The following is a 20,256-nucleotide window of genomic DNA, read 5'->3' as shown; positions in this document are numbered from 1 at the left end:
CTCAATAATAATAATTGCCTTATTATCATTGAGACTCTTTTTCAGTTCAATTAATTTTCTTATTTAGTTTTATACCATATGACACCTATAAAAGTTTTTATAATTTGAATTAAAGTTACTGCTCCAAATATGGCACTCATATAGTAAAATGCTCTTATTTCTTCAGATGAATACATTAATACAAATATAGCAAATGCAATTACAAATAAAACCATAGTAATGCTCATTATAGTTACTATTTTTTTAAGCATATACTTTCTTTTCAAATACATTACTAATACAATAAGCATTAATATAGCCAAAGCTAATATAGCTACATATTTTATAGTTTGTATAGGATATTCTTGCTCCCAAATATAGTTTTTATGTACTACATGTCTTAACATGCCCATTTTAGCATGAGTAAAATAATTTACTAAATATGCACCAACTAACATCAGTGCTTCTAATATAGTTACTAAAACATAAAAAATCTTCTTTGCTTTTCCCATATAATATCAACTTCCTTGTCTAAAATCTAAGATAAGCACTGCAATCTGTGCAGTGCTTATCCTTATTATAATATATTTTATATAATTTTATATAATTTATTTTTTTGCAGCTTTATCTGTTGGTAGTTTATCTACTGTAGTGTATTGACAATCCCCACTATTAGGATCTCCTACTTGTACTGGAAGATTTCCATGCATTTGCCACTCATTCCATCCACCATCATAAACAGTCATTCCTTCCCATCCTGCATCGTAAGCAATTAACCAAGGAACTGAAGCTCTCCATCCTGTACCACAGTAGAATGAAAGTTCATTATCTTTTTTGATATCAGAATCTGACCATAGTTTTTGCATTTCATCAGCACTTATAACTGTTCCATCTTTGTGTAAGTAATCTTGCATATTGTAAGGATCACTTCCTGCATGACCCCAAACAGCACCTTTAGGTTCTCCAGCTCTATCTATATAAGTGTATCCACTTGTTTTTCCATCAAACTCTTCTTTACTTCTTATACTAACTAAACGGAAATTAGAATCGTCTTTTAATTTCTTTTTAACTTCATCTATAGACATCCAATATTCTGGATGTGAAGGTACTTTAGCTCCAAAGTCTTTTGCTGGAGTAGCTTTTTCTACTTTAGTTTCAGTCTTATATCCAGCTTTTTCCCAAGCATCAATTCCTCCGTCTAATACTTTAACATTTTCAACTCCTGCCCAAAGATATGCATATGCAACTCTACTTACTGCAGAAATGTCATTTCCATATAATATAATAGTTTTATCTTTTGTAACTCCTAAATCTAACATTCCTTTTTCAACTACTTTAGGATCTGATATATTCCAAATTGGTTCAGATTCAACACTTGAAGTATCTACATGTATTGCACCTGGAATATGCCCCTTTGTATAAGTCGGACTATCTTTGTAAGTTCCCCAAGAAACTTCTAAAATCTCATAATTTTTAGATTCTGGTTGATTACCATCTATCACACTTTGTACCCACTGAGGAGATACAAAGACTTTTTTTGCATCTACTTGTTCAGCTTTTACATCTGATTTTGCCTTCGCTGACTCTTGTGATTCATTCGAAGATTTACTACATCCTACTGCCATTGTTGCTACCATTGTGATTCCAACCAATGCACTAATTAATTTTCTTTTCATACATCTTCCTCCGTTATGATTTTCATTGTCTTAAAATAATTTTTATTTCGGATGATTTCAATTTTTATTTTGGTTTTTTCCAATAAAAATAATTCTAAAAATTTTAAATTTATTAAAATTTTCTCCAACATTCTACCATATACGCTATGAATCTCCAATCTTTATAGAAAAAATCTATATATCATATCAATATTATTTATATTTTCTATATCTATTTTGAATTTTTATAATAAATCAAAATGTGACAACAATTATGAACTTCGAATATTATAAACTAGATAGTATTTTTTTATCTAACTTATTAACTCTTAGGAGAGTGTAATTTTCATGCTTAATGAAAAGATAATGATTATAGATATTCCATTCAATATATTAGATCATCCTTTTTGGTGTGGATTTAAAATTCTTTACTCCCCCATATCCCAAAAAGCTCAAACTAAAGAATGGATAGATCCAAGAATAGATGTATTTATGGATTATACAGCTAAAAGCCTTATAAACCAAACTAATCAAAATTTCAAATGTATATTAAGACATACCCCGGGAACGAAAGAAGTAATGAATGATTCTCTTTCTAGATATCCAAAGTTACCTGACAATATAATTTTTACAGATGATGGAGATAACTTAATAAAAGAAATTATTAGTCCATATAAATATGTCTTTCATATAAGAATTGATAGTGATAACATGTTTAGTCCAGACTATATAGATCAATTATATAAAATTGAAAACTATAAAAACTTACAATGTATATTATCTCAAAAAGGATATATGTATGATGCTAATAGAGATATTTTAGCAAATATGGATCATCCTTCTCCATCTTTTTATGCTTTTATTTATACAGTAGAAAACTTTCTTTTGGGTCTAAGATATCCTGTAAAGGATGACCATTGGGGTGCAATAAGCTATATTCATGAAGTCATTCCTACTCCAAGTTATATGATAATTATCCATAAACTTAATGTTAGCAATGATTTTCAAGTTATTTTGGAATATCCTTTTATAAAAACTTGGCTTGCCAGTAAAGATGAAAAAGAAAAAGCATTAGAACTTTTTAAGTTAAAGTAATCTAAATTATTTTAACTTCATATAAGTTAATAGTATATTTTAAGTTGCAAAATAATAAGGGTTTATGACATATATCATAAACCCTTCAAAATAAAAAATAATATTATTTAATACACAATCTATCTTAAATTTGTTTTTTATAATCTATCTAAACCTTGTTTTAAGTCAGCTATTATATCTTCTGCATCTTCAAGGCCAACAGATATTCTTATTAATCCTTCAGATATTCCAGCTTCAGCTCTTTCTTCTTGAGTATATGGAGAATGAGTCATTGAAGCAGGATGTTGTATTAATGTTTCACAATCACCTAAACTAACTGCAAGAGTACATAACTCTAAAGAGTTTAGTAATTTTTTACCACCTTCAAGTCCACCTTTAACTTCAAATGCTATCATACCTCCTGGCATATCCATTTGTTTTTTAGCTAATTCATATTGTGGGAAACTTTCTAATCCTGGGTAGCTAACTGTTTCTACATTTGGATGAGATTCTAAGAATTTAGCAACTTCTATAGCATTCTTAGTGTGTCTATCCATTCTTATTTGTAAAGTTTTCATACCTCTTAATATTAAGTAAGCATCAAATGGAGATAAAACAGAACCTGTCATATCCTTAACTCCGAATAATCTCACTTGAGTTATAAAGTCTTTTTTACCAACAACGAAACCTGCTATAACATCTCCGTGTCCATTTAAGTATTTAGTAGCAGAGTGAACAACAACGTCAGCTCCTAATTCAAGTGGTCTTTGTAAGTATGGAGTACAGAAAGTATTATCAACAAATACCATACAACCTTCTACTGTATGAGCTATTTTAGATATAGCTTCTATATCAACTAATTTTAAGTCTGGGTTAGCTGGAGTTTCTAAGTAAACAACTTTTGTGTTTTCTTTCATAGCTCCTTTTACTTCATCTAAGTTAGTTGCATCTACAAAAGTAACTTCTACTCCGTATCTGCTTATTCCATGGTTTAACATTGCATAAGTACAACCATATAAAGTTTTACTTGCAACTATATGATCTCCTGCTTTTAATGCAGTCCATAATGCTGAAGTTATAGCACCTATTCCTGAACCTGTTGACATGCAAGCCTCTCCATTTTCTAGTAGTGCCATTTTTTCTTCTAGTTGCGCATTTGTTGGGTTCCCAAGTCTTGAATATATAAATCCATCTTCTTCTAATGCAAATCTTCTACCACCTTGTTCAGCACTATCAAATACGAAAGTTGATGTTTGATATATAGGTGTAGTTAAAGCCCCTGATACTGGATCCTTTTTATGTCCTCCGTGTATAGCTTTTGTTGCGAATTTCTTATTCTTTAAGTTTTCCATTTTGAGTTCCCCCTTTAAATTTATTTACGCTATTATATATGAGCAACTCTCATGCCAAACTTTTTTGTTTTCGAATAAAAATATTTATTTAATTTTAAAAACGCAAAAACATTGAAAATACGCTATTTTTCGAAACGTTTACACAAAGCTGTAATTTATATTTTCAAAGATAATTTTTTTAATGTAAAGCTTTATTTACAAATCATTATACTTACTGTAAATATTTATTTACATATGTAAAGTTTTATTTACAAATCAGCTTCCTTTATATTATATTTTTTAATTTTATTCATAACTGCAGTGTGAGATATTCCTAGTATTTTTGCACTTGATCTATAACTTTTATTTGAATCATATACTTTCATAATTATTTCTTTTTCATATCTTTCCATTTCTTCTTTTAATGAATTAAATTCTATCTCTTCATCTTCTTCTATAAAACTATCAGTAATATCTTCATCTTTATATATAGAGTCTATAACAATATGTTGAGTAGTTAAAATATCCCCATTGCATAAATTCATAGCTCTCTCAATTAAATTTTGAAGTTCTCTTACATTCCCTGGCCAATCATAACTCATTAACTCATCTATAAATTCTTTCTTAAAACCCCTTATATCTTTATTTAACTTCTTATTAAGTTTATTTATAAAAAATTGAACTAATATAGGTATATCATCCAGTCGTTCTTTTAAATTTGGTATCTTAATAGGAATTACATTTAATCTATAATATAAATCTTCTCTAAAGCTTCCATCTTTTATCATCTTTTCAAGATTTTTATGAGTAGCAGCTATTACCCTAACATCAACAGCTTCTTCTTTGCTACTTCCTATTTTTCTTATTTTTCCTTCTTGTAAAACTCTAAGCAGTTTAGCTTGAAGAATCATTGATAATTCTCCTATTTCATCTAAAAATATAGTTCCTTTATTAGCTTCTTTAAATAAACCTTCTTTACCGCTTTGCATTGCTCCTGTAAAACTTCCTTTTTCATATCCAAATAGCTCACTTTCTAATAAACTATCTGGCAGTGCAGCACAGTTAATAGCTACAAATCTTTCATCTTTTCTATCACTTAATTTATGAATGGCATTTGCAAAGAGTTCTTTACCTGTACCACTGTCCCCTCTTAATAAAACAGTAGAATTACTCTTAGCAATTGTTGTAGTTACTTTTTTTACTTTACCCATGCTTTTACTATTTCCAATTATATCTTTAAACGGACCATCATCATTATTTTTATTTATTATTTTAACAAGTTGTTTAGCTTTATTAACATCTTTAATAGAAATAACTGCTCCCACAGTTTCATCATAATCATTAGTTATTCTTCTACCTGTAGTAATATAACTACTTGTGGTGTCTCCATGTTTCAAACTAGATTTTATATTGTCATACTCTATGCCCTTATTAACTAAATCCGCAATTATATCATCATTGCCTACAATATCTCTAATATCTCTACCTACTACTTCTGCTTTTTTATAATTAAATAATTCTTGGCAGTAATTATTAAATATGTTAATTTTGAAGTTTTTATCAATAGATATAATTCCTTCATCTACTGAGTTAATAACTGCAAGAAGTTGTCTCTCATTTTTTTCGTAAGATAAAAGTTCTACTTCATTTACTGATATTACATCTGCTATGCTACAAATAGCTTCTTTTAATATTTCTTTAGTTTTTGCATCGATATCATTTATCTTTATACAAACCTTTGTAGGAAAAACTTCCATAGATACTAAATCTATCTTTTTATTGTAAAGCTTGTACAAAATCTCGGTTGTGATACCAAATCTATCTTTTGTATTTACTTCAAACCTAACCATACAAACGTCTCCCTTTTATATTAAAACCAACTAATTTGAGTTTTTTCATATTTATTTTTATAATCATTTATAATATCCTTCATATCATATAAAATATTATATTTTTCACACTCTTCTTTAAAAGTCTTCCATAGGTTATCGTAATTTGTAGCCCCATTTTCATAAGATTCTCCATAAGCTTTTATATACTTTTTATCTAAATCCTCACCTGGAAATATCTTTCTTAATTGCTCAAAATAATACTCCCTTTGATTTTGTCTTAACGTTACTCCTAATCCATAAGTGAATACAAACTTAGCTCCAGATTCATAGGCCTTTTTAATAATATTTTTTATATTATCTTCATTATCATTAATAAAAGGAAGTATAGGCATTAATAAAACACCTGCATATATTCCATTATCTGAAAGTTTCTTCAAAGCTTCAAATCTTTTAGATGTTGGACATACATTGCTTTCTATCTTTTTACATAAATTATCATCATATGTAGTTATAGTTATCTTTATAATAGTAGGTGAATGACTTTGTATTCGTTTTAATATATCTATATCTCTAGTTATTAAATCACTTTTAGTAGCAATTGATATCCCAAATCTATTTTCATCTACTGCTTTTAAAGCTTCTCTTGTTAACATAAATTTCTCTTCAAATGGATTGTATGGATCACTCATAGCACCTGTACCTACAACCCCTTTTGTTTTCTTTGACTTAAGTTCCTTTTTTATTGTTTCAGTTGAATTTTCTTTAATTCTAACTCTATCAAACTCTATTATTTGATAGCAGTTGCTTCTTGAATCACAGTATATACAACCATGGCAACAACCTTTATATATATTCATCCCATAATTAATACCAAACCAATTTGGGTTTTCTTTATATCCAGATACAATAGTCTTTGCAGGTATAAACTCCATCGATACCTCAACCCTTTCCATATTAGCTTTTTGCTTAATACGGTTTTACCATATATAATTTTTAAAATCAACAAAAAACTCATATCCAATGGACATGAGTTTTATTTAATGTATATTTATATTGTTTTATCAGTTTTAACTATATTTGTAATTAATAAACTTAAAAGTATCAAAATTATACTTACGATCCAAGGCTTTAATCCGAAGTTATTAAATAATAAGTTAACACCAGCAATTGTAATTAAAGCATAGCTAATAGATATTAATATTCCATTTTTAGATTTTTTACTCGATAAAATCATTCTTATACTTAATGTAAACATTCTTATCCCTATAAATGCCATAAGTACGCCTACAATATCTTGAATTATATAGTAATAATGAAACTCCATATTAATTTCTCCTTTTTATATAGCGTCTTCAACTTCTCTCATCATAACAACTTCTTCTTCTGTGTACGTTTTCATTGTAAATCCTGTAACTCCATATATAAATGTTATTAAAGGAGTTATCCAGTTTAAGAAACAGTATGGAATAAATTCAAAAGAACTAACTCCTAATGTCTGACTACAAAATATTGCATTTGAATTCCATGGAATTAGTGGAGCCCCTAAGGTTGCAGTATCTTGTATAATCCTAGATAAGTTTTCAGGTTTTAAATTAAATTCCTTGTATAAAGGTTCCATTATAGTTCCTACAAATACAGATGTAAACATCATAGAAGAACTAAACGCATTTGCAAGATAACTAGATATAAATGTAGTTCCAATTAATTTAGTTCTAGACTTTCCTATCTTACTTAACATAGGTTGTAATAAAACTTCTAAAAACCCTGTCTTTTGTAAAATTCCAGCTATAACAAATACTATAAATACTAATAATACAGTCTCTGCCATACTCATTATTCCACCACGATTTAATAGTTTATCTGTATATTCAAGCCCTGTATCTATAGAAAAACCATTAAGCATATAATTTAATAACTTACTAATACTTTCGCCTTCTTGGAAAAATGCTATAATTGCACCTGCTACTCCTGAAGCTAGTATAGAAACTATAGATGGCTTTTGTAAAAGTAATAGAATAAGTAAAAATATTATTGGTATTATTGAAACAAATCCTATATTGAAATTAGCTTTTAAAACTTCCATTACTTGATTTATTTGATTGTAATCTATAGTATTATTAGCATATTTAAATCCTATAACTGTATATAAAACTACACAAATTATATAAGCTGGAACTGCTGATAAAGTCATATGTTTTATATGAGTTATTACATCAGTTTTACAAACTGCTGCTGATAAGTTCGTAGAGTCTGAAAGAGGAGAAATCTTATCTCCGAAAAATGCACCAGATATTATAGCTCCAGCTGTTAATCCAGCAGGAACCCCCATACTAGTTCCAATACTCATTAAAGCTATACCTGAAGTACCTAAAGTCCCCCATGAAGTACCAGTAGCTATAGATGTTAAAGAACATACTACTAATGTTGTAACTAAAAAATATTTAGGTGTTATTATAGCAAGTCCACTATACACAATAGTCGGAATAGTTCCAGCCGCTATCCATGTAGCAATCAATACTCCAACAGAAAGCACAATTATATTAGATTGAAATGCACCTTTTCCAACATCAAATCCCATTTCTTCAATTTCACTATTCGTGTAACCTAACTTCATAGCAGCAGGAACTACTATTAACCATGATAATAAAAACATTGTTGTTATAGATGCCTTAAAAACAACCATTCCAACTGTAGTTAAAGATATAATTGCAACCATTACTAACACTGCAAACTGAAATGTAGGTTTTCTTTTTTCTATGTTTTTGCTCATTTTAACTGCCCATCCTTCTTAATCTCTTTTATTTGTATGTAATTGATAAGTAACCAATATTCTTGGTTTTTGATATCCTTTTCCTAAAGTATTAAAAATCACCATCCTTATCATTTTGTCTCATAATACTATTAAGCAATATCTATGCCAAATTAATTTTTCAAAAAATACATTGCGTATAATCATTGAAATTTAAGTAAATGTTTTTTATTTTGATAACAAACTCTTTTTAAATTCAATTTATCTAATTATTATATTTTGTTATATATTTAACCCATTAACTAAATAAAAAGGTTTAATGGGTTAAATAGGACACCCCTTAAACCTTTTTAACTAATTTTATATTTCAAATTCTGTATTGTTTTTATCTATAAATCCTACCTTTACATCACAAGAAAATACTTCTTTTAATAAACTTGCTAATTCATCTCTTGCCGACATAACACTATCATAGTTTTTATTTGTAAATCCATCTATAGGTAAAAATATGTTCTTACTTTCATTGGTGATTTTTCCTTGCTCGCTTTGTCTCCATATCCATCTTCTTGTTCTTACATTGTCCCCAGCTGAATAAATCAACTCCCCATCTTCCAAAATTTCTGTTTCTTCAGTTCCTAAAGGAATAAAACTATCCCCTTCTTTAGAAAATCTAACCTCTATATCCCCTTCTAACGTATCTATATCATGTGCTCCTAATGGAACCATATATTTTAAAGATACTGCATTTCCTAAATCTACAATAGGACTTATGTTAGGTAGCCCTTTACCTTTAGATGTTCTAGTAAGCATAGCTTCAATAGAGCTCATAAATTTATTTGGGTTAATTCCTAATTCTTTAAATGCATCTCTATAATATAGTATTCCCTCTAATTCTTTAACCTTAGTGTCTTTAAATTTATCTTCACAGTCTTTTATTGATTTATCTAATTTTCCTACAATATCATTTTTTACTAAACTATTATCAATTCCCTTTGCTACTATAACTCCAAAACAAACATTATCTAACTTTTCAAAGACTTCACTTGATACACTAAATTTCATATTAATCCTCCAAAACTTTGAGTCCTATTTATAATAAAACTCGTATTTTACTACCATGTTTATTATAAAAAATAATAAACATTCCAGTAGATGGAATGTCAATATCTTTTTACTAGTATTTGTATTTCTGTTACATATTCTGAAGAATTTGTAGTTAATCCTGAATCTACTAAGGTTATTTCTATCGAATCCTCTAATATTTCATAGTTATTTTCTTCTATATATTTTAAAATTCTTTCATAATAAATATCAGAATCATCATGTAATCCACTAAATCTTAGACATATATATTTTCCTTTAGGTAAAATTTTGCTTATTTCTTTACTATATTTTTTATTTTCTACAAAAATAAAAGTTGAGTCATAATCTTTAAATAATTTATTTTTTAATTTATTTTTAGATATAGAAACCCCTACTTCTCCTAAAAATATAGATGATTTTTTATTTGCCTTATTTTCTAGCTTTCTAATAGAAATTTCTAAGTCTTTGTTTGTCTTAACTTCTTCCTTTAATAAAACAATAGACCTCTCTTCAATATCCGCTTCTATTATTTTATTTATTTTTTCATAGTCTATTGAATCTTTTATTTTACTAATTCTACCCTTAACTTTATTTTGTATAATTTCTAATTCTTCTATCTTTTTCTTAATTGCTTGTTCTTGAATTTCGAATAATTTAAGAGTATTATTTATACTTCTATTATCTAAATGAGATTTTATTTTACTTAGTGCTATTCCCATACTTTTTAGATAAATTATAGTGTTTAGTTTTTCAAATTGATTTGTTGTGTAGTATCTATAGTTATTTTTTTCGTCTATATAACTTGGCTTAAATAAGTCTATTTCATCATAATACCTTAATGTCTTTTTATTAATATCAAATAAAATTGCTATTTCTCCTATTGTAAATAAGTCTTTTATATTTGTTTTATTACTCATTTATATCCTCTCTATAATCAATGTTTTTTAGTTAATTATATCATTTAGATTAATGATGTTCGCTTCTTTTATATATTCTTCAATTATAGATCTGGTCATATTGAAGTAACTTATACATTTATCGATTATTATTGCATCACTACTAACTACCCTATCCAGTTTTTCTAAAACAACATCTGGATTGTTTACTATGTTTACATCAACATCAACTCTTTTTTGATCAAAACATTCAAGTATCTTATGTTTTAAATTTCCAGAATTAGATACTGGCGAATCCAAATAAAAAATTACTGACTTACAATTGTTTTTCTCTAAAAAATTAGCTATTAATGTTAGGGCTTCTTCTGTTTTATCAATGACTTTATATGTTCCTCTAAGTCCTGCTAAATCTCTAATATTTCCATCACTTCCTAATATTAATGTTCCTTTTGATAAAGCTACTTCTAAAGTTATTATCGTATTAAATCCATCTATATATATAGGTCCTTCACTTATCTCCTCTATATCTAATCTTTTGTTTTTTCTTATATGTTTATTTTCATTGGAACACACTATCCTTTTTATACAATCTCTTTGTCTATTTGAAAATTGATATCTATTACATACAAAATTTACTACAGCATCTATTTTATATTCTCTATTTATTAGCCACTCAACTTCTTCTTTAGCTTTTTTCAATCTTATAAGCTCTTTATCAGAAAACCACCTTTTATCATGTTCATCATATCCTCTTTTAGCTATCTTGCTCATATTTTAGTTCACCACCTTAACCCAATTTTAGTATCTATATCATTATTCTTCTACTTAATTTAAGATGGTATTCAATTAAGATATTAATAATAAAAAAAGCTCATATCAAATGGATATAAGCTTTTCAATCATTATCTATTCTTTTTGTTATTTATAATACTTAAGCTCTCATAATAACTTGCAAAGAAATATGAACCATATATTACAGCTACTATAGCTGAAGATACACATATATTCTTATATAATCCTACACTTGATAATTCTAAAATTACTTCATACAATAAATTTGATACAAATATAGAATGAATTGTAGCTAATATTAAAGGCATACTAAATAAAATTAAAACTTGAATAAAGATAGATTTTTTCATATCCTTTTCTTTGACACCAAGCTTTCTCAAAGTATCAAAACGCTCTTTATTTGATGTTGATTCTGAAATTTGTTTAAGTGCTAATATAGCTCCTACAGATATAAGTAGTATTATTCCTAGGTATATGGATATAAATGAAAATACTACATTAAGTGAAATTTTCTCCCCATCAATAACTAACTTTGATTCAAAGTTTAAGTCATAACTCTCATTATCGCTAAAATTAATTAATTCATGTGAGAACTTGTTGTCATATTCATTGTTTGATTTTATATAATTAACATTTAAGCATGTCATTGTTGGGTACAAATTCTCTAAAACTTGATTTGGAACTATCAAAGTTATAGAATCAGGAACAATATTGCTATTATGGTAATATATATCTGAACTTATATTCAAAAATTTAAGTTTGTGATTATTTATATTTAATTTTAAAGCCATATTGTTATTTATTAATCCATCTAATAATTTTTTAGCTTTAGGTCCATTTCCATTTAGTACAAATTCATTATTTTTAAGATCTATCTCCTTTAACCCTTGTTGTTTTCTTATTTTGTTATAATCTGTAATCCCCATTATAGGTATATCATAATCATTTTTAACATTATTAAATATCTTATTGAAAGTAATATTCTTTAATTCATATAATTTTACTTCAGCAGACTTAGATACCAAGTCATCGTAAGGAAAACCACCTTTAACAAGAGTATCCTTTAAAGTATTATATGTTTCTGTTGTTAATAGCTTATCATCACTATATACTTTTTCTTCATTAAATACATTTTCATCTTTAATCCTATTATTATATCTAGTTACTGTAGCATCAAATGGAGTTGTTACTCCTAAATCTTGTTTTAAATAATCTGCAAATCCCATTCCAAATGGAATTATAACTAATGCTGCAAATATAACTAAACAAATTACAGTTATAGATAAACTCATGCTCTTAATACGGCTACTCATCTGACTAATTGTAAACATAGTTAAATTATCATAATATAATTTTTTACGCTTTTTTATTTGCTTCAATACAAAATCAGATATCGATATAAAAAATAAGTAAGTACCTATCAATATTAAGACTATGCATATACTAATTATCGTATTATTAGGCTCAAATAAAGTTTTTAGTATCATATAAGACCCTAATATTAACATAATTGATAGAATGAAAACAATAATATTCTTTATTCCTTTATCATTTGTAAAGCTTTCATTTTTTTTATTCGAATTGATCAAATCAATTAATTTATATTTCTCTATATTTTTTTTATTAAATATATTTACTAATAATAAGACAAACCCAAATAATAATATAGTTTTTATAATTGCACTTATTGAAACAGAAAATTTAAATGCTAATGAATCAATATTTATCATTTTGAATATAATTATACCAATACCTTGTGATGCAAATATACCAAATATCAATCCAACACATAATGAAAGAAAACCTATAATAGTATTTTCTTTTAGCATTAACTTATTAATATCTCTTTTATCCATCCCCAGAGTTATGTATATCCCGAATTCTCTCTTACGTTTTTTCATTATAAAATTATTAGAGTAGGTTATTAGAAATCCGAAAACTAAGCATATAATTATAGAAAATCCTCCTAATATACCTCTAGACATATAGATATATGCATCTAGCATACCATTTCCCATAAGATTTGACAGTATATTATCTATAGAGTTAAAACTGTATAAAAGTGCAACTCCAAATGAAAGGGTTATAAAATAAATCATATAATCTTTAATACTTTTTTTTACATTACTTTTTGCTAATTGTTTAAATGACTCATTTGAAATTTGAGATATATGACCTTTTCCATTAGAAAACATGCTGATTATCGCCTCCTAGAATAGAAATTACTCTAATTATTTTGTCAAAAAATTCTTTACGAGAATCATTCCCCCTTACTAACTCATTAAATATTTTTCCATCCTTTATGAACAAGATTCTTTTACAGTAACTAGCTGTAAACGCATCATGTGTTACCATCAATATGGTTGCATTTAATTCTTCATTTAAAATTTCAAGATTTTCTAGAAACATTCTAGCAGATTTCGAGTCTAATGCACCCGTGGGCTCATCCGCTAAGATTAATGACGGATTTGTAATTATAGCCCTTGCACAAGCTATCCTCTGTTTTTGACCTCCAGATAGTTCATAAGGATATTTATTAAGTATCTCTTTTATTCCTAACTTTATTGCTATTTTATTTATTTTCGAATCAATTTCATTAGGCTTATTTCCTAATATTGCAAGTGCTAGAGCAATATTATCATGTGCATTAAGAGTATCTAATAAATTAAAATCTTGGAAAATAAATCCTAGTTTTTCTCTACGAAACTTAGATAATTCATCTTCATTCATTTTTGTTATATCATCGCCATCTATATAAATATTACCTGCAGTTATTGTATCTATAGTCGAAATACAATTTAATAAAGTAGTTTTTCCACTTCCTGAAGCACCCATTATTCCTATATATTCTCCATTTCTTACTTCAAAACTTATATTATCAACCGCTTTTGTAATACTGCCTTTATTTTTATAATATTTTTCTATATTTTTAACCTTTAATATTTTATTCATAATTCTTACCTCCTTTTGTTGATATAATGATATCACTTCAAAAAATTATCATCCACAGATTTACATAACAGTAATATAACATCTTTGTAATATTATTATCTGTATATAAGTTTAAAATAAATAAAAAAGAGGCTATTATCTAGCCTCTAAGAACGTTAATTTAATATTTGTTCCTTCTAAAATATCTGGCATTACCTCAATACCTACCTCTAATTTATCACAAAGTTTCTTACACAAATATAATCCTATACCTGTAGACTCAGAATGTTTCGTTCTTCCGTTTGAACCTGTAAAGCCTTTTTCAAATACTCTTGTTATATCTTGTCTAGGAATACCAATTCCATTGTCCCTTATGTATAAATCAATTCTACTAGATGACTTTTCACTATATATTTCAATAATAGGTTTATCACTTTTGTATTTAATAGAATTACTGATTATTTGTCCAATAATAAATTCAATCCATTTTTCATCTGAAAGTATATAAAAATCTAAGTCATGTAAATTAGGCTTTATATTTTCATTTATTATCTCTTTTGACTTTCTTCTCATAACATTCATTACAATATCTTTCATATATAATTTCTTTATGTGATAATCTTTTTCTACAGTATCACTTTTCGACACATAAAGAACTTGTTCTATATAGTCATCTATTTTATGGATTTCTTCCTCAATACTCAATGTTGTTTTGTTTTTGTTATTTTCTATTAATAATTTTGAAGTAGCTATTGGTGTCTTTATCTCATGTACCCATGTTTCAATATACCTACGATATTCTATAAATTTATTATTATAAGCTTGATTTATGTCATTTATATATTTGCCCTCAATTTTTAAAAGATCATATAATATCTTGCCTTCTATAAAATTTGGTTTTTTTATTATTTCTGTGATATATGACTTTTCTTCTATCTCCTCAAATAATCTTATCATCTCATCATAATATTTTTTCTTTCTTATAAAATCAAAGAAAAATATTAATATAAAACTCATAACAAATATCATTTCTATGTATAATGCTGAGTAATATTCTAAATTAATCGCTATCATAAAAGCATATGATATTATGATAGTAATAAAGAATATAAAAATAATTAAAATTTTATCTTTTATATAACTAAATATTGTCATACCATATAACCTAACCCTCTCTTAGTTGTTACATACTCTTCAAGTCCAATATCTTCAAGTTTTTTTCTAATTCTATTAACATTAACTGTAAGAGTACTATCTTCAACAAACTCAGCCATGTCCCATAAACTACTAATTATTTCATTCCTAGTCATTATCGTTTCTTTATTTTCCATTAATAATTTTAGTATACCTAATTCAGTTTTAGTAAGATCTACAGTTTTTCCATTGTGAGATACCTTGCTTTTTAATATATCAAGTACTGCTCCATTATGAGATATAATCATAGATTTTTGTTCTCCATAAATCCTCTTTAATACAGTAGATATGCGAGCAAGTAATATTCTAGAGTTAAAAGGTTTACTAATAAAATCATCTGCTCCTAAATTTAGTACGTCAAGTTCATCTAAATCACTTTTACTACTAGTAACCACAATAATTGGAATATCAGCTTTTTTTCTAATTTCTTTACATATATAAAATCCGTCATATACCGGTAAGCTCAAATCTAAAAGCACCAAATCAGGGTGTTCATCTAGTATATTTATTATAATATTTTCATAGTCATCACTACTCATACACTTATATCCATTTCTTTCTAACAGAGTAGATAGTTCATTTCTTAATTTAATTTCATCTTCAACTAAAAATATACTTTTCATATTTATCCTCCTTATAAAAGATAATTTACCCCTATATATTATACTACCCAATATATTATTTAAATAAAAATTAAGAAAATCATTTTTAATGTATATAATTTTTATAATTTTCTTTATAAAAATAGACCCCGGACAAAAGGGGTCTATTTTTTAATAGTTAACATTTTATTTTTTCTTATATGGTGTATTTATAAGAGGTAAGCTAGTTCTAAACTCTTTATCAAATCTATAGTAAGCATTTGCTGTTGCAGGTGCTGTTGGTATTGCTGTTATTTCCCCTATACCTTTAGCTCCATATGCCAATCCATCTTTATTTTTTTCTATTATTATAGGCTCTATTGGTGGAGCATCTGTTGATTTAAAAAGTCCTAGTGTTCCATATTTAGCTTTAGGTACACAATTTTCTAATGGATAAGTTTCTGTAAGTGCGTATCCTAACGACATTACCACTCCACCTTCTATTTGACCTTCAACATTAATTGGATTAACTGCTCTACCAACATCATGTGCAGCTATAACTTTTTCTAACTTTCCATTTTCATTTAGTATTACAACTTGAGTAGCATATCCATAAGCGACATGGCTCACTGGATTTTCTTTATCAGATCCCATTCTGTCTGTCACACTAGAATATGTTCCTAAAAACTCTTGCCCTTCTAAGTCATTTATTGTTTTCCCAGAATCTAGTTCTTTTTTAAGTTCTAGACATGCATTTTTCGTTGCCTCTCCTGTAAATACAGTTTGTCTAGATGCTGTGGTATTTCCTGAATCAGGAGTTAAATGAGTGTCAGGTGCTTGGTATATAACATCTTCTGGTTTTAAACCTGTGGTCTGACAAAGCATTTGAATCATAGTTGTCGCTAATCCTTGACCTATACAAGATGCACTTGTTCTTAAATGTATTTTCCCATCTTTTATAACTAACTTGCATCTACCTATATCAGGTATTCCTACTCCTACCCCTGCATTTTTCATAGCACAAGCTATTCCTGCATAAGGGTATTTATCATACTCTTTCTTAACAGCCTCTAGTGTTTCTACCATAGCTGTTCCTTCATCTGCTATTTGTCCATTTGGCAATACTTGACCTGGTCTTATAGCATTTCTATATCTTATCTCCCATGGAGATATTCCTACCATTTCCGCTAGTAAATTTAAGTTAGATTCTGTTGCAAAACAACTTTGTGTTACTCCAAATCCTCTAAATGCTCCTCCTGGAGGATTATTTGTATACACAGCCTTACCATGTATATCTATATCTTGATAGTTATAAGGTCCTGCTGCATGTGTACATGCTCTCTCCAATACAGGTCCTCCTAATGATGCATATGCTCCAGTATCTGATACTATTGTAGCTTTTAGTGCTGTTAAGTATCCATTTTCATCACATGAAGTTGTAAATTCCATCTCCATTGCATGCTTCTTTGGATGTACTATTATACTTTCTTTTCTAGTTAACTGAACCTTTACATACTTCTTCGTGTGATATGCAAGTAAAGCAGCATGATGTTGAACACTCATATCCTCTTTACCTCCAAATCCTCCGCCAACCATTTTATTTATTACTCTAACTTTTTCATGTGGAAGACCTAGCATATCTGCACACTCATGTTGAGTTGCATATACTCCTTGATCCGAAGAATATATTATTACACCATCATCTTCATAAGGACCAGCTACTGCACATTCTGGTTCTAAAAAAGCATGTTCATTAAATGGAACAGAATATCTTCTTGTTACTACATGCTTAGAATTTTTTATTTTTTCATCAGCATTTCCTCTTACTAGCTCTTTTTCTACTAAAATATTTCCACCTTCATGAATTTCCGGAGCATCTTCTTTTAATGCTTCTTCTGGACAAGTTAAAGGTTTTAGTTCTTCATACTCAACCCTTACTAATTTCTTAGCTTCTTCTAGAGCTTCCTTTGAATTTGCAGCTACTAATGCTACTGAGTCACCTAGATATCTAGTAATTTCACCTTCTGGAATTAACGTATCCCAGTCTTTCTTTAAATGACCTACTTTTATTGTTCCAGGTATATCTTTAGCTGTTAATACAGCTACTACCCCTGGATATTTTTTAGCTTCTTCTATATCGATTTTTTTTACTAAAGCCCTTGGGTACATAGTTCTTACTGCAGATCCATAAATCATTCCATCTATTCTAATATCATCTACATACTCTGCTTTACCTAAAGTTTTTGCCACTGCATCAACTCTATGTAATTTATCTCCAACAAGCCCCTTACACTCAACTTTTGGAACTTCTATATTTTCTCTAATTATTTTAGCAGCTTGCTTTACTGCTTCTACTATCTTTACATATCCTGTGCATCTACATATATTTCCTCTTAAGGCTTTTCTTATTTCTTCTTCTGTTGGATCTAGATTTATATCTAGTAAAGCTTTAGAACTTATTACCATTCCAGGTATGCAGAACCCACATTGTACTGCTCCTGCATTTGTAAATGCATATGCATATGCATCCATTTCTTTTTCAGACATTCCTTCTATGGTAACAATATTTTTACCTACTAACTTTTGTGTGTTAAATACGCAAGCTTTTGTAGCTTTACCATCTATAATAACCATACAAGTTCCACATGCACCCTCTGCACATCCATTTTTTACAGAAGTTATGTTCATATCTTCTCTTAAAAACTCTAATAGTTTTTTATTTTCTTTTGCTTGAACAATTTCCCCGTTTAATGTGAATTCAAACATATATGACCCCCTAGTTTATAGTTCTTACTATATACTTTCCAGTAGGATGTTCTACTGTTAACTTTCCTTCTTTTATAACTTCAATCCCCCTTAAAAATACATGCCTAAACTGGCACCCAACTTCGCATCCTTCATATGGAGTATAGTCCGTATTTTGAGTTTGATTTTCTGCACTTATTGTATTTTTTATTTCAGGATCTATAACCACTATATCTGCATCGCTACCCACTTCAATGCTTCCTTTTTGAGGATACATTCCAAATAACTTCGCTGCTTTTGTAGACGTTAACTCTACAAATTTATTCATACTTATCTTTCCTTCTTTAACTCCATATGTATATAAAAGACCCATTCTATGTTCAACCCCTGGGCCTCCATTTGGAATTTTGCTAAAATCATTTATTCCAATATCCTTTTGGCCTTTATAATTAAATGAACAATGGTCTGTTCCTATAGCATCAATATCTCCCTCTTCTAAAGCTTTCCATAAAGCATCATTGTCTACTTTTGTTCTAAGTGGTGGTGACATTACATACTTAGCACTTTCAAACCCATCTAAATCATATAATTTATCATCTAAAAGCAAATATTGTGGGCAAGTTTCTGTATATACTTTAACCCCATCCAATCTAGCCTTTTTAACTTCTTCTAACGCATCCTTTGAACTTAAATGAACCACATATACAGGTGCATTTGCAGTCTTTGCAATTTTCATCAATCTATAAGTAGCCTCTACTTCTAAATCTGATGGTCTACTTAGTTGGTGGTATTTAGGTGACAATTGATTATTCTTTTTACACTCATTTATTAGCTCACTTATTATATCTCCATTTTCGCAGTGGAATCCTATAAGCACTCCTAAATCCTTAGCTCTTTTCAAAGCTTTGAATATAATTCCATCATCAACTTGTAGTGTATCTTTATATGCCATATACATTTTAAATGATGTAACACCCTCATTTATCATATCTTTCATTTCTTTGGATATATTATCATTCCAATCTGTTATAGCCATATGAAATCCATAATCTGAATAGCATCTTCCCCTAGATTTATCATGCCATTCTCTAAGACCATCATTTAATGTATGTCCTTTTGATTGAGTAGCAAAATCTAGTATTGTAGTTGTACCTCCAACTATAGCTGCTTTAGTTCCTGTTTCAAAATTATCAGCTGTTATTGTAGTTCCAACATCTAAGTCAAAATGAGTATGAGTATCTATTCCTCCAGGTACAAGATAGCACCCATTTATAGGTACTATCTCATCTCCTTCTTTAAATAAATCAGCCCCAATTTCAGCTATTTTTTCATTTTCAATTCTTACATCTGATTTATAGGATTTTACATCCGTTACTATTGTTCCACCTTGTAAAATTAGCCCCATTTTAATTTC

Annotated in this window: 17 protein-coding genes; 1 reads left to right on the top strand and 16 read right to left on the bottom strand. The window is 28.2% G+C overall.

Annotation, left to right across the window (positions count from 1 at the left end):
* Nucleotides 1-59: 59 nt before the first annotated feature.
* Both GFJ41_RS08585 and GFJ41_RS08580 read right to left on the bottom strand, forming a co-directional pair.
* The gene (locus tag GFJ41_RS08585) at nt 60-491 is read right to left on the bottom strand and encodes a hypothetical protein (protein ID WP_035118635.1); all 432 of its coding nucleotides are present in this window, start codon (nt 489-491) and stop codon (nt 60-62) included.
* A 96-nt stretch (nt 492-587) separates the two neighbouring features.
* Nucleotides 588-1,655 carry a sulfurtransferase gene (locus GFJ41_RS08580; RefSeq protein WP_021434032.1) on the bottom strand — a complete coding sequence of 356 codons (1,068 nt, stop codon included), beginning with the start codon at nt 1,653-1,655 and terminating at the stop codon, nt 588-590.
* Nucleotides 1,656-1,982: 327 nt separating this feature from the next.
* Between GFJ41_RS08580 and GFJ41_RS08575 the strand changes: the two genes are divergently transcribed.
* A complete protein-coding gene (locus GFJ41_RS08575; RefSeq protein WP_170075109.1) occupies nt 1,983-2,729 on the top strand; it encodes a glycosyltransferase family A protein in 747 nt (248 codons plus the stop codon).
* Nucleotides 2,730-2,866: 137 nt separating this feature from the next.
* On the opposite strand, the gene megL is transcribed toward GFJ41_RS08575, so the two are convergent.
* The 14 genes from megL to hydA form a co-directional block, all read right to left on the bottom strand.
* Complete coding sequence (gene megL, locus GFJ41_RS08570; protein ID WP_021430305.1) at nt 2,867-4,060, bottom strand: methionine gamma-lyase; 1,194 nt, start codon at nt 4,058-4,060, stop codon at nt 2,867-2,869.
* A gap of 248 nt (nt 4,061-4,308) precedes the next feature.
* On the bottom strand, nt 4,309-5,889 hold the full coding sequence (locus GFJ41_RS08565; protein WP_170075108.1) for a sigma 54-interacting transcriptional regulator: 1,581 nt from the start codon (nt 5,887-5,889) through the stop codon (nt 4,309-4,311).
* A 20-nt stretch (nt 5,890-5,909) separates the two neighbouring features.
* Entirely contained in the window at nt 5,910-6,824 is a 915-nt protein-coding gene (locus tag GFJ41_RS08560) for an SPL family radical SAM protein (RefSeq protein ID WP_332841127.1), read from the bottom strand.
* Between the two features lie 95 nt (nt 6,825-6,919).
* Nucleotides 6,920-7,195, bottom strand: coding sequence for a hypothetical protein (locus GFJ41_RS08555; RefSeq protein ID WP_114543717.1), 276 nt, complete (start codon nt 7,193-7,195; stop codon nt 6,920-6,922).
* Nucleotides 7,196-7,210: 15 nt separating this feature from the next.
* Nucleotides 7,211-8,641, bottom strand: coding sequence for a Na+/H+ antiporter NhaC (gene nhaC / locus GFJ41_RS08550; RefSeq protein ID WP_025161816.1), 1,431 nt, complete (start codon nt 8,639-8,641; stop codon nt 7,211-7,213).
* Nucleotides 8,642-8,980: 339 nt separating this feature from the next.
* Nucleotides 8,981-9,682 carry a B3/B4 domain-containing protein gene (locus GFJ41_RS08545; RefSeq protein ID WP_170075107.1) on the bottom strand — a complete coding sequence of 234 codons (702 nt, stop codon included), beginning with the start codon at nt 9,680-9,682 and terminating at the stop codon, nt 8,981-8,983.
* A gap of 98 nt (nt 9,683-9,780) precedes the next feature.
* A complete protein-coding gene (locus tag GFJ41_RS08540) occupies nt 9,781-10,620 on the bottom strand; it encodes a MerR family transcriptional regulator (protein ID WP_206001528.1) in 840 nt (279 codons plus the stop codon).
* Nucleotides 10,621-10,647: 27 nt separating this feature from the next.
* The gene (locus GFJ41_RS08535; protein WP_170075106.1) at nt 10,648-11,370 is read right to left on the bottom strand and encodes a DUF434 domain-containing protein; all 723 of its coding nucleotides are present in this window, start codon (nt 11,368-11,370) and stop codon (nt 10,648-10,650) included.
* A 131-nt stretch (nt 11,371-11,501) separates the two neighbouring features.
* Complete coding sequence (locus GFJ41_RS08530; RefSeq protein ID WP_170075105.1) at nt 11,502-13,586, bottom strand: FtsX-like permease family protein; 2,085 nt, start codon at nt 13,584-13,586, stop codon at nt 11,502-11,504.
* Nucleotides 13,576-14,343, bottom strand: a complete 768-nt coding sequence (locus tag GFJ41_RS08525) for an ABC transporter ATP-binding protein (RefSeq protein ID WP_035118647.1) — start codon at nt 14,341-14,343, stop codon at nt 13,576-13,578. The genes GFJ41_RS08530 and GFJ41_RS08525 overlap by 11 nt, the downstream gene beginning before the upstream one ends.
* A gap of 135 nt (nt 14,344-14,478) precedes the next feature.
* Nucleotides 14,479-15,477, bottom strand: coding sequence for a sensor histidine kinase (locus GFJ41_RS08520; protein ID WP_170075104.1), 999 nt, complete (start codon nt 15,475-15,477; stop codon nt 14,479-14,481).
* The gene (locus tag GFJ41_RS08515; RefSeq protein ID WP_035118650.1) at nt 15,474-16,139 is read right to left on the bottom strand and encodes a response regulator transcription factor; all 666 of its coding nucleotides are present in this window, start codon (nt 16,137-16,139) and stop codon (nt 15,474-15,476) included. Before GFJ41_RS08515 ends, GFJ41_RS08520 begins: the two co-directional genes overlap by 4 nt.
* A 165-nt stretch (nt 16,140-16,304) precedes the next feature.
* Nucleotides 16,305-18,863, bottom strand: coding sequence for a selenium-dependent xanthine dehydrogenase (gene xdh, locus GFJ41_RS08510; protein ID WP_170075103.1), 2,559 nt, complete (start codon nt 18,861-18,863; stop codon nt 16,305-16,307).
* A gap of 10 nt (nt 18,864-18,873) precedes the next feature.
* Nucleotides 18,874-20,247 (bottom strand): dihydropyrimidinase, encoded by a 1,374-nt coding sequence (hydA, locus tag GFJ41_RS08505; RefSeq protein WP_170075102.1) that lies wholly within the window; start codon nt 20,245-20,247, stop codon nt 18,874-18,876.
* Between the last annotated feature and the right edge of the window lie 9 nt (nt 20,248-20,256).

The organism is Paraclostridium dentum (genome assembly GCF_012922555.1).
Taxonomy (GTDB): Bacteria; Bacillota; Clostridia; order Peptostreptococcales; family Peptostreptococcaceae; genus Paraclostridium; species Paraclostridium dentum.
This window is presented reverse-complemented; position numbering and strand designations above follow the sequence as displayed.